Annotated in this window: 16 protein-coding genes and 1 riboswitch; of the genes, 8 read left to right on the top strand and 8 right to left on the bottom strand. The window is 68.1% G+C overall.

Annotation, left to right across the window (positions count from 1 at the left end):
- Positions 1-122 precede the first annotated feature (122 nt).
- Positions 123-1,580, bottom strand: a complete 1,458-nt coding sequence (hemG, locus tag ABFP37_RS03840) for a protoporphyrinogen oxidase (protein WP_347032781.1) — start codon at positions 1,578-1,580, stop codon at positions 123-125.
- Between the two features lie 4 nt (positions 1,581-1,584).
- Positions 1,585-2,679 (bottom strand): uroporphyrinogen decarboxylase, encoded by a 1,095-nt coding sequence (hemE, locus tag ABFP37_RS03835; RefSeq protein WP_078028076.1) that lies wholly within the window; start codon positions 2,677-2,679, stop codon positions 1,585-1,587.
- Between the two features lie 158 nt (positions 2,680-2,837).
- Between hemE and ABFP37_RS03830 the strand changes: the two genes are divergently transcribed.
- From ABFP37_RS03830 to ABFP37_RS03820, 3 genes are all read left to right on the top strand, one after another.
- Positions 2,838-4,187 (top strand): glutamyl-tRNA reductase, encoded by a 1,350-nt coding sequence (locus tag ABFP37_RS03830; RefSeq protein WP_078028077.1) that lies wholly within the window; start codon positions 2,838-2,840, stop codon positions 4,185-4,187.
- Positions 4,188-4,286: 99 nt separating this feature from the next.
- Positions 4,287-4,973 (top strand): hypothetical protein, encoded by a 687-nt coding sequence (locus ABFP37_RS03825; protein WP_078028078.1) that lies wholly within the window; start codon positions 4,287-4,289, stop codon positions 4,971-4,973.
- A complete protein-coding gene (locus ABFP37_RS03820) occupies positions 4,970-7,309 on the top strand; it encodes a multicopper oxidase domain-containing protein (protein WP_347032780.1) in 2,340 nt (779 codons plus the stop codon). Before ABFP37_RS03825 ends, ABFP37_RS03820 begins: the two co-directional genes overlap by 4 nt.
- 28 nt (positions 7,310-7,337) lie before the next feature.
- Here the strand turns inward: ABFP37_RS03820 and moeB are convergent, their stop codons facing one another.
- Entirely contained in the window at positions 7,338-8,537 is a 1,200-nt protein-coding gene (gene moeB, locus ABFP37_RS03815; protein WP_347032779.1) for a molybdopterin-synthase adenylyltransferase MoeB, read from the bottom strand.
- Positions 8,538-8,621: 84 nt separating this feature from the next.
- On the opposite strand from moeB, the gene ABFP37_RS03810 reads away from it, so the two are divergent.
- From ABFP37_RS03810 to ABFP37_RS03800, 3 genes are read left to right on the top strand one after another with little or no spacing between them, the layout of a single operon-like run.
- Positions 8,622-9,290 (top strand): TetR/AcrR family transcriptional regulator, encoded by a 669-nt coding sequence (locus ABFP37_RS03810; RefSeq protein WP_078028081.1) that lies wholly within the window; start codon positions 8,622-8,624, stop codon positions 9,288-9,290.
- A 57-nt stretch (positions 9,291-9,347) separates the two neighbouring features.
- Positions 9,348-9,572: a DUF3107 domain-containing protein gene (locus ABFP37_RS03805; RefSeq protein ID WP_078028082.1), complete on the top strand. Its 225-nt coding sequence runs from the start codon at positions 9,348-9,350 to the stop codon at positions 9,570-9,572.
- A gap of 8 nt (positions 9,573-9,580) precedes the next feature.
- Positions 9,581-9,883, top strand: a complete 303-nt coding sequence (locus ABFP37_RS03800) for a hypothetical protein (protein WP_078028083.1) — start codon at positions 9,581-9,583, stop codon at positions 9,881-9,883.
- 13 nt (positions 9,884-9,896) lie between these two features.
- On the opposite strand, the gene ABFP37_RS03795 is transcribed toward ABFP37_RS03800, so the two are convergent.
- From ABFP37_RS03795 to thiO, 4 genes are all read right to left on the bottom strand, one after another.
- Positions 9,897-10,562, bottom strand: coding sequence for a 4a-hydroxytetrahydrobiopterin dehydratase (locus ABFP37_RS03795; protein WP_347032778.1), 666 nt, complete (start codon positions 10,560-10,562; stop codon positions 9,897-9,899).
- Positions 10,563-10,629: 67 nt separating this feature from the next.
- On the bottom strand, positions 10,630-11,445 hold the full coding sequence (locus ABFP37_RS03790) for a thiazole synthase (protein WP_078028085.1): 816 nt from the start codon (positions 11,443-11,445) through the stop codon (positions 10,630-10,632).
- Positions 11,446-11,450: 5 nt separating this feature from the next.
- Positions 11,451-11,687, bottom strand: coding sequence for a sulfur carrier protein ThiS (gene thiS / locus ABFP37_RS03785; protein WP_347032777.1), 237 nt, complete (start codon positions 11,685-11,687; stop codon positions 11,451-11,453).
- Positions 11,684-13,042: a glycine oxidase ThiO gene (thiO, locus tag ABFP37_RS03780; protein WP_347032776.1), complete on the bottom strand. Its 1,359-nt coding sequence runs from the start codon at positions 13,040-13,042 to the stop codon at positions 11,684-11,686. Before thiO ends, thiS begins: the two co-directional genes overlap by 4 nt.
- Positions 13,035-13,155, bottom strand: a riboswitch (TPP riboswitch). Its footprint overlaps the gene before it by 8 nt.
- A 27-nt stretch (positions 13,156-13,182) precedes the next feature.
- Between thiO and thiE the strand changes: the two genes are divergently transcribed.
- The gene (gene thiE, locus ABFP37_RS03775; protein ID WP_347032775.1) at positions 13,183-13,887 is read left to right on the top strand and encodes a thiamine phosphate synthase; all 705 of its coding nucleotides are present in this window, start codon (positions 13,183-13,185) and stop codon (positions 13,885-13,887) included.
- A 64-nt stretch (positions 13,888-13,951) separates the two neighbouring features.
- Here the strand turns inward: thiE and ABFP37_RS03770 are convergent, their stop codons facing one another.
- The gene (locus ABFP37_RS03770) at positions 13,952-14,638 is read right to left on the bottom strand and encodes a ferritin-like fold-containing protein (RefSeq protein WP_078028088.1); all 687 of its coding nucleotides are present in this window, start codon (positions 14,636-14,638) and stop codon (positions 13,952-13,954) included.
- A 41-nt stretch (positions 14,639-14,679) separates the two neighbouring features.
- Here ABFP37_RS03770 and ABFP37_RS03765 point away from each other — a divergent pair, with 41 nt between their 5' ends.
- Positions 14,680-16,197 (top strand): RNB domain-containing ribonuclease, encoded by a 1,518-nt coding sequence (locus ABFP37_RS03765; protein WP_347032774.1) that lies wholly within the window; start codon positions 14,680-14,682, stop codon positions 16,195-16,197.
- Positions 16,198-16,205 lie beyond the last annotated feature (8 nt).

Genomic DNA, 16,205 nt, shown 5'->3' with positions numbered 1-16,205 from the left:
TCGCTCTCGCCCGCCGCCGCTGCGACACCCTCTACGCCATGCTCAGGGACGGCACCTTCTACGAACCCCGGCTACCCTCAGCCGCTTGACGAAAACCATAGAGGCACCCCCCCCGGGGGGCGCTACTGCAGGAACGCCCGCAGCTGCGTCCGGGTGTCAGCCACCACGGCCGCGAGGCCGTTGCCCGCGAGCCACCCGCCCACCATCAGAAGATCCTGGCTGCCGGAGCATATTCTGCGGACGTCCTCCACCCGCTGCCGGTGACCGACGGCCGCAAACGGAAGGGCGCCGGCCCAGGAGACCACGTCCCAGCCCGCCAGGTTCTCAGCCTTGACAGGAACAGTCAGCAGGGCTGACGCGTCCTGCAAGGCGATGTCACGCAGGGCAGCATCCGGTCCCGCAGCCGGCGCCGGCCCGGCCGGGCCGCCACTGTCCCGGCGCCCGTACGACAGCCTCAGGACGTGCCTGCCCTGCCCCGCCTCCGCAGCAAGCCAGTCCCACTTGGCCGTGGCGTGCGTAAGCGCCTTGGCCCGGATTCCGGCGGTTTGCGGGGCCACCAGGATTCCCGTTCCGCGCGGTCGCGCGTCCAGTTCAGGGAGGTCCACAACTAGTGTCACAAGCTTGACCTCCGGCCCCGGGCCGGGCCGGTGGCCGGCCAGGGCCGGCACCGCATCCTCGAGGAGCCCGACGGCGGAAGGCCCGTCGAGCGCGACCACCAGCACATCGGCGTCGTACGTTTTCCCGTGAGCCGCAATCAGCCATCCGCCCGGCGTCCGGGCCGCGGCGTCGGCACGGGTGCCGGGCACCAGCTCCACGCCGCGCCGGCGAAGATCCGCCACGAGGGCGGCAACCAGCGTGTGCATGCCGCCCGTCAAGCCGGCGACGGCGGAGCCGGCCTTGGCCGCAGTCCCCTCGCCACCGGAACCCTGCACGCCCGAACCCTTGCGCTGGGCGGCGACGGCGGCGGCCAGCGACCCATGCCGGGCGATCCCCGCGCGGAGCCCCGGAGCCACCATGTCGACGTCCAGCAACCCGGGATCGGCCGAGTGGACGCCGCCCACCACCGGCTCGACGAGCCGTTCGAGGACCCGGCGGCCCATCCTGGCCCTCACCAGGGCGGAGACGCTCGAGACGTCCGCCGTGGTGCCCACGGAGGACGGCAGGAACTTGTCCAGCGAGGCGCGGAGGGAGCCCCTCAGCCCCAGCGACCGGCGCACTTCCGGATCCCACGGATTCGCCGGGATGCCGAGCACGCCCGTCTTGGGAAGCTCGCGCGGACCGTCCGGCAGCTGCACCCACGCCCCGCCGGGATGGGGGCCCACAATATTTTCGGCCAGACCCAGTTCCGCGGCGAGCTCAGCCACGGCGCTGGAGCGCGTGGCGAAGGATTCGGCACCGCTGTCCAGCGTCAGCCCGGCGACCTCATGGCGGCCGACGCAGCCGCCCCAGGCGTCAGTGGCTTCAAGCAGCGTGGTGCGGAGGCCGGCCCGGGCCAGTTCCCTCGCGGCCATGAGGCCGGAGATGCCGCCCCCCACCACCAGGGCCGTGCGTCCGGCAGCCGGAGGATTGCCCGCGGCCACTGCCTTACTCCGGGGAAATGGAGTGGATGAGTTCGACGACGCGCGTCAACACGTCCGGGTCGGTTTCCGGTGGCACGCCGTGGCCGAGGTTCAGGACATGGCCGGGTGCCGCCGCGCCGGACGCGATGACCTCCCGGACGTGCGCCTCGAGCACGTCCCACGGGGCCGACAGGAGCGCCGGATCGATGTTGCCCTGCAGCGGCACGGTGCCGCCGAGCCGGCGGTTCGCTTCGTCCAGCGGGAGGCGGTAGTCCACACCGACGACGTCCACGCCGACGTCGCGCATGGCCCCGAGGAGTTCGGAGGTTCCGGTGCCGAAGTGGATCAGCGGCGCGCCGAGGTGGCGGACATGGTCCAGCGCACGGGCAGATGCCGGCGCGACAAAACGCCTGTAGTCCGCCAGGCCGAGGGAACCCGCCCACGAATCGAACAGCTGCCCGGCAGAGGCGCCCGCCTCCAGCTGCGCCCGGAGGAACATCCCGGACGCGTCAGCGGCCCAGTTGGCCAGCGCGGTCCAAGTTTCCGGATCGGCGTGCATCATGGTGCGGGGGCCCAGGTGGTCGCGGGACGGCTTGCCCTCCACCATGTAGGCGGCCAGGGTGAAGGGTGCGCCGGCAAAACCGATGAGCGGCGTCTTGCCCAGCTGCGCCACGGTCAGGCGGACGGCCTCGCGGATCGGCTCCAGCGCCTCCCACGTGAGCTTGGGCAGGGCCGCAACGTCGGCGGCGGTGCGGACGGGCTTGTCCAGGACCGGACCGATGCCCGGCACGATGTCAACGCCGACGCCGGCCAGCTTGAGCGGGATGACGATGTCCGAGAAGAAAATCGCCGCATCCACGTCGTGGCGGCGGACAGGCTGCAGCGTGATCTCGGAGGCCAGTTCGGGCCGGAGGCAGGAGTCCAGCATGGCGACGCCTTCACGCACCTTCAGGTATTCGGGCAAGGACCGGCCGGCCTGCCGCATGAACCAGACCGGGCGGCGGCTCGGCTTGCCGCCGCGGTAAGCCGTGATGAGCGGCGAGTCGGCGGTGCGGCCGTCCATGAGCGGATGGCCTGCGTCAAGAACGGTGCCGGCTGAAGTTGCAGCGCTAGAAGTCATGCCTCTGATTGTGCCGAAAATCGCCCCCAAAAGATAACGACAGCCTGTCATCCCGGGATCGAATTGACCGTCCGTGGCAAGAATCACAGGGCGGGAGGACGGCGATCCGGGCCGGGGGTTGTTCTACGAGGTTGCGAAAAAGCTATGATTGTCGTGCTGTGGTTCTTTTTTCATTGGTGGCGACTCACGCCGACATCGACCTCGAAACCGTTGCTCAGCTAAGCAACGGTTCATCAGGCATCGCCACATCCGCCCTCGCCGGATCGCCGGCTGTGACGGGTGCGGTTGTCCTTGCCACCTGCAACCGCTACGAAATCTACGGCGAAGCGGCGCACGCGGACGACGTCGAAGCCGCCCGCGCCGCCCTGGTCGGCCAGATCAGCGACATGAGCGGGCTCAGTGAACAGCTCGTGTCCCGGTCATTCAGCACGCACACGGGCCCCGAAGTCAGCGAGCACCTTTTTGCCGTCAGCTCCGGCCTGGACTCCGCTGTGGTCGGCGAACGCGAAATCGCGGGACAGGTGCGCCGCGCGCTGATCACCGCCCAGCACGAAGGCACGGCCAGCTCCGGCCTCGTCCGCCTGTTCCAGGCCGCCTCCAAGACCGCAAAGGACGTCGGCGCCCAGACAGCGCTCGGATCCCGGGGCCTGTCCATCGTCTCAGTGGCCCTCGATCTCGCGACGGACCTTTCCGAGGAAACCGACTGGTCGCAGAAGAAGGTTGTGGTGTTCGGCACCGGCGCCTACGCCGGAGCCACCATGGCGCTGCTGCGCGAACGCGGCTGCCGCGACATCGCGGTCTTTTCCTCCTCAGGGCGGGCCGCAACGTTTGTGGCCACCCGCGGCGGCACGGCGCTCGACGGCGACACGCTGGACGCCGCCGTGGCAGCCGCCGACGTCATGATCGGGTGCAGCGGCTCCGACGCCAGGGTGGAAGCATCCGAGCTCGCACAAGTCCGCGCCAACTCGGCCCAGCCGCTGATCGCGATCGACTTGGCGCTGACGCACGATTTCGACCCCGCCGTGGGAGAGCTCGACGGCGTGGAGCTCCTCACGCTGGAGTCCGTGCGCCTCGCGGCCCCCCAGGAGCAGGCGGAGTCCCTCGCCCAGGCCAGCAGCCTGGTGTCCGGCGCAGCCGCAGCCTTCGAACAGGAGCGGGAGGCCCGGTCCGTGGACTCGGCCATCGTGGCCCTGCGCCGCCACACCATGAACGTCCTGGACGCGGAAATGGAAAAGGTCCGCGCCCGCCACGGCTGCACCGCAGCGGCTGAAGAAGTTGAATTCGCGCTCCGCCGCATGGTCAAGCAGCTCCTCCACGTCCCCACCGTCCGGGCCCGGGAGCTGGCGTCCAACGGTCAGCAGGACGACTACGTCGCCGCCCTCGAAACCCTCTACGGCATCACCGTGGAACAGCCGGCAGCCGCGGCAAAGGCCGAGTGCCCCGTCGATCACAGCCAGGTGGCTCCGGCCAGGCGTCCCCAGGCAGGGGACCAACGGAACTCCGCCTAGGTTCCTCCGCCCCCATCAGAGGGGCCGCACGCCCAACCTTTCCATAGGCTTCCCGGACAGCATTGAACCTGTCCGTGAATGCGAATAAGGGGTGCGACAATGAAGCCGAATCCGCCCGCAGAAACAGTCCCTGCCCTCAGCCGCAGGCAGTTCGGCCTCATCGTAGGCGGCGGGGCTTTGCTGCTCGCGGCCGGAGGTACCTACGGTGTGGTCTCGCGAAGCACGTCGAACAGCGCCGAACCGGTCGCTACGGCCTTCGGCTCCCTGTCGGTAGTTAAGGCGGGCCGTTTGGCGCGACTGGACGCGCAGGGCCGGCCGGCAACGAAGTCGCTGGCTGCCGCCGCATCGCACATTACCGGGTCTGGTGCCGCGGCCTCATTGTCCGGAGCGCCCCGGCGGTCCCCCGGCGATCCCATGGTCAGCCTTGCCGCCCATACGCATGACGGCGGAGTCCTCCCGGATTCCGGCTGGCCGCAGCCGGCCAATTTCACGTGGGGCGATGTCGTCCTCCTCGAAGTGGCCCTGACCAACAGCCGGCCCGAGCCCGTTCTGTTTGCCCCGGGCCAGCTTCGCCTGAAGCTGTTGCCGTCCGGCATCACCGTCACGCCCCAGGACTTCAACAAGGGCCCCGGCGCCATAGCAGCCGGCGCCACGGAGCGTCTTTGGATCAGCTACCTGGCGCCCCACGACGCCCTGGACATGGAACTCGAATACTCCGAGCCGGAGCAGGACGGGAGCATGAGCCTGGCCTTGCCGCTCCTGACCGCAACCCAGGTGAAGTCATGAGCCCCCTGGACCTGCACATCAACGACGGCTTCCTGCCCATGGTGGATGGCTCGCTCGTCTACCACCGGGGATTCGGGGACCGGCGGACCCTCGTCACGGATCCTAGGCCGAGCCTCGCGGTGAGCCCCCGCGTATTCCTGCGGAACGGTATCGTCGTGGCGAGCCGCACCTACCCGCTCAAGGCCGCAGTTCCGCCCTTGGGGCGTCCTGCGCCCGCCGCCAAGGACCCTGCCAACCCCGGCGAATTCCTGGTCCGCCGGGCACACTGGGCCAGCTTCTTCCCGGACCGTACGCTGATCGCGGAAACCGGCAGCACCATCAGCATTCGCGTGACCAACCATCTGGCCCAGGAGCATGCGCTGCAGTTCCTGAACGCCGGATCCGGGAACGGCCATGTCGGCACCGGCGTGATCAAACCGGGCCAGACCAAGACACTGCAATTCAAGGCCCCCAAGGCAGGTACCTACCTCTATTGCGATCCCGGTGCCGATCCGACCGCCGACCCCGTCCAGCGGGTTCTTGGCCTCTTTGGCGCCCTGCTGGTCACCGACCCGGCCTCGCCGTGGCTGCCCACGACGAACGGGCCGGAATTCGAGCGGCAGTGGGTGTGGATGCTCCACAACGTCGACCCCGTGTGGGCGGGCATCGCGTCCCGCAACGGAACCGTGGACCCCGACAAGACACCGGTGTATCCGCGGTATTTCACCCTCAACGGCCGCAGCGGCTTCCAGTCCCTGGCCGCGTCCACGGATGAGGCCCTGAACCGCGTCCGCGATGAGGACACCCTGATGTCCGGGTCCGCACGCCAGATCGACGTCCGCAATTTCAGCAAGGGCGCCACCGCCGGCACTGTCGCGACGGGTCAGCTCATGCGTTTCCTCAACGCCGGGGTGGTCCACCACCAACTGCATTTCCACGGAAACCATCTCTGGACCGTGAACCGGAACGGAACGCCGTTCCCCCGAACCGGCGGGAAGGTCGACGCCGCCGGCCACATCGTGCTCCAGCAGTGGGAGGACGTCATTGAGATGCACCCCCTGGACCGAAAAGACTCGTTGCTCCCGTTGAGGCGTCCGCCGGAGGCCATCGATGAGGTGTGGAACGCCCGGAAAGAGGACTGGGACTACCCGATGCACTGCCACGCCGAACCGTCGCAGGTGGCAAAGGGCGGGATGTACCCCGGCGGGCTGGTGGGCCACTGGGCATTGGCAGCTCCGGGCCCGGCCGCTGCCGGCGCCGCGTCGCACGAGCTGTTCCGCAGCCAGGTCGACTTCAGCTCACAGCAAATGCATGAGGGAAGCCCCGCAACGGAGTTCCGCCAGACGCCGGACGTGGCCCACGAATTCAAGTTCTTCAACCGCAAGATGAAATTCGACGACGGCGGCGAATTCGAGATGTGGACGTTCGAGACCGAGAACTCGGGCCGGATTTTCCCCGCGCCCTTGGTCCGGATCACCGAGGGCCAGCTATTCCACGGGACCATTCACCCCAGCAAAAAGGTCCATACGGTTCACTGGCACGGCATCGAACCCGATCCGCGGAACGACGGCGTGGGCCACACCTCCTTCGAGGTGTCGGGGAGCTACACCTATCAATGGCGGCCGGACCGCGGGCAACCCGGCAACCCGAATGTGGGGGCGGCCGGCACGTATTTCTATCACTGCCACGTCAACACCACGTTGCATGTGCAAATGGGAATGTTCGGTCCACTGATCATTGACCCGGCGGTCCATCCGGACTACCCGGTGACCAGCGGTGCCCGGCGGGCGTTCGTTGACGGGCCGGAATACGACATCGGTACCGAAACAATACTGGTCCCCTATTCGGTGGATCCCCGCTGGCACGAACTGAACCACGCTGCAGGGCTCTCCGGCGACGACGCGGGCCTGGACAAGTTCGAGCCCAAGCACTTCTACCTGCTGGGAGGGGAACTTGCCCCGGCACCGAACAAGGAGGGCCCCATCTTCCTCAGCCGCATCCGCGCCCGGATGGCAGGAGGCACCGTCAAACCCACCCTGCTCCGTCTGCTGAACGCCAACTACTTCCCCGTCAACGCGTACTTCACGGACGCCGCCGGCAAGCGCGTTGCCATGGCCGAACTGATAGCGCACGACGGCCGGCCATTCCGCGACACGTCAAGCCCGACGGGGGCGGCACGGCCGATTTCCGCCACCGGCCCCCTGCGGACCAGCATCGTCAATTTCGGCGCGGCGGAGCGCTACGACATGCTGCTGCGTCCGCCGGCACCCGGGACCTACACGCTGACGGTGGACCTGCTGGACTGGATCACCGGGAAGGTCCTCATGTCCCGGCGCATCCCGGTCGTCGCGGCGTGACATGCCCCGCCGAAAGACAGCGCCGCTGTCAGTAGACGGGCTTCTGCGGCTCCACGTCCCTGACCCAGGCGAGGATGCCGCCGTCGAGATGGCTCACGCGCTGGTAGCCGGCCTTTTGCGCGGCTGCCAGCACCGCTGCGGATCGTGTCCCCGCCTTGCAGTGGAACACGATGTCCCTGTCCTGCGGCAGCTCGCCCCAGGCCTCGCCCGCGAGGATCCTGCCCTGGGGAATCAGGACGGAGCCGTCAATCCGGACGATGTCGTACTCCCCGGTCTCCCGGACGTCGACGAGCTCGAAGTCCTTGAGCCCGGCATCGCGCGAAGCGAGCATGGTGGCCAATTGCGTTGCGGTGATGGTGTGTTCCGTGTCGGTGGCTGCCACGGGCGTGATGCCGCAGAACGCCTCATAATCCGTCAGCTCCGTGATCCGGGGCGCCGCGGGGTCCTTGGCCACCCTGATCTCGCGCCAACTGCCGCCCAGGGCGTCATACAACGCCACACGGCCGAGCAGGGAACGCCCGACGCCGGTGATCAGCTTTACGGCCTCCGTCACCATGAGGGACCCGACGGCAGCGCAGAGCATCCCGAAAACGCCGCCCTCGCCGCACGACGGCACGGAACCCGCCGGCGGCGCCTCCGGGTACAGATCGCGGTAGGTGGGGCCGTGCTGTTCCCAGAACACGCTGACCTGGCCGTCGAAGCGGAAGATCGATCCCCACACGTAGGGCTTACCGAGGATCGCCGCGGCGTCGTTGACGAGGTAGCGGGTGGCGAAGTTGTCCGCCCCGTCCAGGATGAGGTCGTAGCCGGAAAAAAGCTCCAGGGCGTTCGTGGCGTCGAGCCTGACATCATGCAGCCTGACGTCGACCAGCGGGTTCAGCGCCGCAATCGCGTCGCGCGCCGATTCGATCTTGGGACGCCCGACGTCCTGGACGCCGTGGATGATCTGGCGTTGCAGGTTGCTCAGGTCAACGGAGTCGTCGTCAATGATTCCGATGGTCCCGACGCCGGCCGCGGCCAGGTAGAGCAGGGCGGGAGACCCGAGTCCGCCGGCGCCGATCACCAGGACGCGCGCGTTCTTCAGCCGCCTTTGGCCGAGCGCGCCGATCTCCGGAATGATGAGGTGCCGGGAATACCGTTCCACCTCCTCGGGCGAGAGTCCGGGTGCCGGATCAACCAAGGGATCCAGTGAGGTGAGTGCTGCATTTGCGGTGGACGGAGAAGCCATACTTCAATGTATGCCTGAAGATACCGCGCGGTCATATTACCCCCGGGTAAAGTGAAGTTAACAGCAATTGAAAGAAGGCCAACCGTGGTTCATCATGCACCCGTTGATCGAACTCGGGCCGCGCACTCCCCGGCCGGCACCCCCCGGGCCGCAGGGCAGCGATCCGCCAGGCTGCCGCGGGACGAGCGCAGGGCCCAGCTGCTGGCCGCCGCCCAGGAGGTGTTCGTCGCCAACGGCTACCACGGAGCCGCGATGGACGAGATCGCCGAAACGGCCCACGTGAGCAAACCGGTGCTGTACCAGCACTTCCCCTCCAAACGCGAGCTCTACCTGGCGCTCCTGGACAGCCACCTCGGGACCCTGACCGACCTCATGATGGGCGCGCTCAACTCCACCACCGACAACAAGGAGCGCGTCCAGGCCGTCATGCGCGCCTACTACCGGTTCATTGACAGTGACGACCAGGCGCACCGCCTCGTGTTCGAGTCCGACCTCGTCAACGATCCGGACGTCAGCGCGCGCCTTGAGACCTTCAACAAGGCCTTCGCGGACGCCATCGCGCAGGTCATCGCCGAAGACACCAAACTGCCGCTCCTGGAGGCCCAGCTGCTCGGCCGCGGCCTCGCCGGGATGGCGCAGGTCAGCGCACGCTACTGGCTCGAAACGGACGGCAATCTCGACCTCGATGTCGCCAGTGACCTCATCTACCGTTTAGCTTGGCGCGGAATCTCTCGCTTCCCCAAAGAGTCCTAGACTACATAGGAAGAACACCTTTGAAATTTCAACTTTGATTGGCTGGGAGGCCTTGCTGTGGAAGTAAAGATCGGCATTCAGAACATCGGCCGCGAAATTGTGCTGGAATCGTCTCAGGATGCAGACTCCGTGGCCAAGGTTGTCGCGGAATCCCTCGCCAAAGGCACTGAGCTGCGGCTGACCGACGAAAAGGGCCGGCAGATCATCATCCCCGCGAACGTCCTGGGCTACGTCGAAATCGGCGCCGAGGAAGTCCGCCGGGTCGGCTTCGGCGCACTGTAGGAAGCACCGTGCTGTCCCTCGCTATTGTGCTCCTGGTGACCGTCGCTGCTGGCTTCATCGTCTGGGCCAATGACAAACGTCACGCCAAGTACGGCATTCTCCTCCCGGCGGGCGTGGCTGCCGGGGTGGGAATGCTTGCCTGGATCATCTGCATGACGGCGGGTCTCGGCTACCAGCCGGGACTCACGTGGATTCCGTGGATTGTTCCCATGATCGCCGGCACCGCGGCTGCCGTGGCAGTCGCCATCTACCTGGGCAGGGTCCGTGCACGGCAGGACACCCAGCGGCTGACGGCTGCCCTGAAGATCTAGCAGTCGGGTGCTCCTAGGTTGCCGGCCCAGTGCCTTCCTCAGTGCAGAGGCATAGCCGGTTCCCTTGGGCGTCAGTGACCACCACCCGGCCGGGTGCGTGGTCACTGTCCATTAACGCGCCGGTGGCCGCCGTCTTCTCGAGGGCCGGCGCAGATTCGGCCTTGGACCGGTGGATGTCCACGTGCAGGCGGTTGTCGTTGGGAGTGCCGGTTTCCTGGAACGATAGCCCCGGCCCGCGGCCGTGGGGGTCCGCCAGGTCGCCGTCCCGCCCCTTCCGGTAGCCCAGGGCCACTCGCCAGACCTCGGAGATCTCCGCCGCGTCCGTGGTGTCGATCCCGATCTCCACGGTCCGGTACAGGCCGGGCTCCGACTGGGCTCCCGCAGCCGCTGCGGCGTCGCAGACCGCGGCCGCGGCGTTGACGTCGCGCGGCGTGACCTCGCCGCCGGCGTCGTGGGAACTGAACCGGATGAACAAGCGGTTATAGCGCCAGTCCAGGTCGGGATGGTGGTTGCTGTCCTCGGCAATGCGCCCGACGGCGGCGATCAGCTCAAGCGCGGAAGCCGCCGTCGGCGTCTTGTAGACGGTGACCAGGCCGCCGAGCCGGTAGCGCCAGTCGGGCAGGCCGGCGAGCGCAGCGTCGATCTGCGGGCGGGTGAGGATGTCGTCTCTGGCGGCCACGGCTGACTCCTAAGCGAGGATCCAGTGAGCGTGCCGCGCCGGCATGGTCTCCGTGGGCGGTCCGGACCTACAGGAACTCTGCCCTGCCCTCCATGGCCGATGACGCCAAGGCATGCTCGCGGCGCGGGATCCGCCCGGCCGCCTTCGCCAGCCTACCGGCGATAACCGCGTGTTTGAAGGCCTCCCCCATGAGCGACGGGTTCTGGGCCCGGGTCACCGCAGTGGCCAGCAGTACGGCGTCGCAGCCCAGCTCCATGGCCAGTGCCGCGTCCGAGGCCGTGCCGATCCCGGCATCCAGCACCACCGGAACGGAAGCCCGCGACACGATCAGCTCGATGTTGTGCGGGTTGAGGATTCCGAGCCCGGTCCCGATGGGTGAGCCCAGCGGCATGACGGCGGTTGCCCCCAGGTTTTCGAGCCGCAGCGCCAGGACGGGATCATCGTTGGTGTAGGCAAAGACCTTGAAACCGCGGTTGACCAGCTGCTCGGTGGCGTCCACAAGCTCCACGGCGTCCGGGAGGAGCGTGTGCTCGTCGGCGATGACTTCCAGCTTCACCCAGTCGGTTTCCAGGGCCTCGCGCGCCAGCTCGGCCGTCATGACGGCGTCCCGCGCCGTGAAGCAGCCGGCGGTATTTGGCAGCACGCGGATGTTGTTGTCCAGGAGCAGCTGGAACAGGGATCCCGTTTCGGCGGGCGAGTAGCGCCGCATGGCTACCGTTGTCAGCTCGGTGCCGGAGGCCAGCAGCGCGGCGCCGAGCCCGTCCAGGCTGGGAGCCCCGCCGGTGCCCATGATGAGCCGCGAGGTCAGTTCCACGCCGTCAATGACGAGGCGGTCGGCTGAACCGGTCCCCTGCTGCGCTGCGGCCGCTGTTGTTTCGGTCATCGTCCTCATCCTCCCTGGACTGCTGTGACGAGCTCGATGTCGTCGCCCTCTGCAAGGGCCGTGCTGTGCCACTGGCTCCGGGGCACCACCTCGGAATTGCGTGCGACGGCCACCCCGAGCCGCTGGCCGTCGGCGGCCTGTCCGTCCGCGGCAAGTATGCGCCCCGTGACCTGGCTGACGAGCGTCGTGACGGAGGCGCCGGCGCCCACTGCGTGTTCAATACCGTTCAGTGTGATGTTCATGCTGGTTCCTTGTCCTGGTCAAATGTGACTGTGCCGGATGAATACAGGTCGCCGGCTGAAGATGGGTTGCCGGCGCTGTGTGGCTCGCCGGCGCTCACTGCGGCGGCGCCGGATGCGGACAGCTCCGGGGAGAACCTCCCAGGCCGGAAGGCAGCCCAGCGGCCGTCCTCCACGCCGTCCATCAGCTCGCGGCAGATTGCCGCGGCCGCCGGGGTCAGGAGCACGCCGTGGCGGAAGAACCCGGTGGCGACGATGAGCCCGGCCACCGACCTTCCGGCGCCTGACGGGGCACGGCCTGCCGGGACACGGCCCAGCAACGGCGCGTTGTCCGGTGTTCCCGGCCTCGCCCTGGCTGTGGTTTCAAGGAGCTCAAGTTCCGCCACTGCGGGCACCAGGGACTGCGCATCCCTGAGCAGCTGATAGACCCCGCCCGCGCTGGGTCCGGACAGGTCGTCCTCCCGCTGGGTGGCACCTATCACCACGGTGCCGTCCCGGCGCGGAACCACATACACGGGCACGCCCCGGACCATGCCCCGGACCGTGGCGGTCAGCAGCGGGCGGAGTCGCTCCGGGACCCTGAGCCGGAGAATGTCCCCGTACACGGGCCGCAGCGGAAGCCTGAGGCCCTCCGGCAGCGCGTCCAGCGATCCCGCGGCCAGGCCGTTGGCCACTACCGTCTCGCCGGCCAGGACAGTCCCGCCGCCGGTGAGCCGGACTCCGCAGACCCCCTCGTTGTCCCACAGCAGGCCAGCGGCGTGCTCCCTGACCGCGTATCCCTCCCACGCACCGGCCACCGCGGTCCCGGAACCGGGCGTGTGCTCGGCGAGCGCAGCGGCGAGGCTCTCCACGAGCCGCCGCGGATCCACCTGGTGGTCGGCCGGGATGTCCAGGGCGCACGAGATGCCCGGACTCAGCAGCGGCTCCCGGGACCGTGCCTCCCGGATGGTCAGCGGTTCGACGACGAGCCCGCTGGCCCGCTGGACTTCGCGTAGGTCCATCAGCGCGCGGCGGTCGGCGGGGTCCGCGCCGACGGCGAGGGTCGGCGTCGGGAGGTAACCGGTGTCCCGCCCGCCGTCTGCGAGCGCGGCAGCGAAGGCCGGCCACCGGGCCGAGGAATCGAGCATCAGCTCCAGGAGTTCCTCTTCCTGGTAATGCAGCTCGCTGACCGGTGCCAGCATCCCTGCGGCCGCCCAGCTGGCGCCCGTTCCGGGCGCTTCATCGATGAGGACCACAGAGCGTCCCGAGCGCCTTGCCTCCCAGGCAATCCCGTGGCCCACCACGCCGCCGCCGATGACGGCGACGTCGGCATGCAGAGTTGCTGTGGCAGCGGTGGTCCCGCCGGATCCAGGGTTCATGGAAATCCTTCCCTACGCCGGTACTAACCGGATCAGGTCAAGCGGTCGGCTCTCACGCCCTCTCAGCCCTGCGCCGTTTGTGACAGCTGCAGCGGGCTCCCGCGGTACCTGCCCAGTTTAGAGGAACTAGGCTGGGTGCCATGACCGCGCATGACGTCCACACCACCGCCCGCCTCTACCTCTGCACCGATGCCCGCCAGGAGCGCGGCGACTTCGCCGATTTCGTTGATGCGGCATTCGCCGGCGGGGTGGACATCATCCAGCTGCGCGACAAGACCATTGAGGCCGCCGAGGAACTCGAACTTCTGGACGTCCTGCGCCAGGCAGCCCACCGGCACGGCCGGCTCTGGGCCGTCAACGACCGTGCGGACATCGCATCACTGTCCGGGGCACCGGTGTTCCACATCGGCCAAAAAGACCTGCCGCTCCGTTCGGCGCGCAAGCTCCTGCACGCCGCCACGGTGATCGGGCTGTCCACGCACACCACCGGCCAGGTGGATGCCGCCATCGCCGCCACCCACGGCCGCACCGGGCTGGACTATTTCTGTGTGGGACCCGTGTGGGCCACCCCCACCAAGCCCGGACGTGCCGCCGTCGGCCTTGACCTTGTCCGGTACGCCGACGAGGCCGTCCGCAAGGCGGATGAGGAAAGAGTCGGCGGCCTGCTCCTGCCCTGGTTCGCCATCGGCGGGATCGATCTCACCAACGTGGAGCAGGTCGTGGCGGCGGGCGCCAGCCGGATCGTCGTCGTCCGCGCCATCACCGAGGCGGCCGATCCGGCAGCCGCGGCTGCCGAGCTGCTGTCCGCCCTGGATGCCGCCGACCAGTCGGCCGCTGCGTCGTAGCAGAGGTCGGGTCGCAGCCGGGTACGCCCAGCCGACCCGCAACCTTTACGGGCCGAGCGGGCCGCTATCCGCTCAGGCCAAGCTGCACCATCCGCCGCGAGTGGTTGTCCGCGAGTTCCGCCGTGAGGCTGCGTATCAGCTCCCGCGCCGCGGCATCGTTCGCACCGTCCTCCGCTTCGGTGAGCAACCCGCTCAGGAATGCGTGTTCGTAGCCCACGCGCTGGGCCTGGGTGACGGCCTCGCCCAGGAGCCGGCGGCCCCACAGCGCCAGCCGCGAGGCGAGCCGGGGATCGTCGGCGAGCGCCCCTTTCAGGCGTTCCCGGAGTACGTCCGTGGCTTCCTCCGATGACTGGATCTGCTCGATGACCTCCCGGGTTTCGGCATCCACGTACCGGGCCACCATGCGGTAGAAATCGGCGGAGACCGTGTCCACCACGTAAGCCTTCATCAGGGATTCGTACCAGTCCGCAGGCCGGGTCCGTTCATGGAAGTGATCAACGGCGGCCTGGAACGGGAGCATGGCATCCTCGACGTCCACGCCCATGGCGGCGAGCTTCGCATTCACGATCTCGTAATGCCGGAACTCTATGACGGCGATCCTGCCGAGCACGGCGCGGTCGTGCAGCGTGGGCGAATAGCGGGCATCCGAGGAGAGCCGTTCGAACGCGGAAAGCTCGCCGTAGGCCATGACGCCGAACAGATCTGCCACGAAGCGGTCGTACCGAGCGGTGTCAGCCGAGGATGTGCCCATAATCCAAGACTAACGGCGCAATTCGGGCTAACCTGATTTTCGTGTCACATCATCGCCTGTCCCCCAGCGTCCATGAGCAGACCAACGCGCTTGCGGACGCCCTGAGCGCGCTCCGAACGGAGCTGGAACTGCCCGGCGAATTCCCGGAGGACGTGCTCAAAGAAGCGGAAGCGGCCGTGGCGGAACGGGAGCTGCCGGAGCTTGATCTGACCGCCGTCGAATTCCTGACGATAGATCCGCCGTCGTCCACCGACCTGGACCAGGCGCTCTTCATCGAACGGTCCGGGGCTGGTTACCGGATTCTCTATGCGATCGCGGACGTGCCGTCCTTCGTGGCCCCGGGCGGCGCCCTCGACGCCGAAACCCGCCGCCGCGGACAGACCTTCTACGCCCCCGACGGCCGCATTCCACTGCACCCGGAGGTCATCAGCGAGAATGCCGGCAGCCTGCTCGCCGGGCAGCTGTGTTCGGCGTTCGTGTGGGAGTTCGAGCTCGATGCCGCAGCCGAAGTGACGTCCGTGCTGGTGCGCCGGGCAATGGTCCGCAGCCGGGCCAAGCTCAACTACAAGAACGTCCAGGCCGAACTTGACGCCGGAACGGCCGCGCCGGTGCTGGTGCTCCTGCGCGAGGTCGGGCTGAAGCGGGTTGAGCTGGAACGCGCCCGCGGCGGGGCAAGCCTGAACACGCCGGAGCAGGAAATCGTGCAGCTTCCCGACGGCGGCTACCGGATCGTGGCGGCGCCGCAGCTTCCGGTGGAGGACTGGAACGCCCAGATTTCCCTCATGACGGGGATGGCAGCGGCTGGCCTGATGCTTGAGGGCAAAGTCGGTATCCTACGCACCATGCCGGCACCGGACGAGCGCTCCCTCAGCCACTTCAGGCGCCAGACCGCTGCCCTGGGCAAGCCGTGGGACGGAAAAGCCAGCTACGGGGATTACCTCCGGACGCTCGATCCCACCGACCACCGCCAGCTGGCCATCCTGCATTCGGCAGGCATGCTCTTCCGGGGTGCCGGGTACACCCACTTTGACGGAACCGTCCCGGACGAGGCCACCCAGTCTGCCATCGGGACGGCGTACGCCCACACCACGGCTCCGCTGCGCCGGCTCGTGGACCGCTTCGTCCTGGTCATCTGCGAGGCATTGAGCAACAACAAGACCGTGCCGGCTTGGGCCCGTGAGGCCCTGCCCACTTTGCCGGACATCATGGCTACGTCGGACCAGTTGGCTTCGAGGATGGAGCGGCTGGCCCTGGACACCGTGGAAGCCGCCCTGCTGATCAACCACGTCGGGCAGGAATTCGACGCCGTGGTGATCTCCGGTTCGAAGCCCGCCAAAAACGGAAACGGCAACGGGAACGGCAACGGGAACGGCCCAAATGGCAAGGGATCCAACGGCAAGGCGTCCAACGGCTCCGGCCCGTCCGGCGTCGTCCAGATCGCGGAGCCGGCCGTCACGGCCAGATGCGCCGGCGAAATGGAGCCAGGCACCAAGGTGCGCGTCCGCCTGATCTCATCGGACATCGCCACGCGCGAGATCCACCTCGAGCTCGTGGGCTGATCCTGCCG

Source organism: Burkholderia sp. RS01 (assembly GCF_039748055.1).
Classification (GTDB): Bacteria; Actinomycetota; Actinomycetes; order Actinomycetales; family Micrococcaceae; genus Arthrobacter.
The sequence above is the reverse complement of the archived record's forward strand: the minus strand, read 5'-3'. Positions and strand labels throughout refer to the sequence as shown.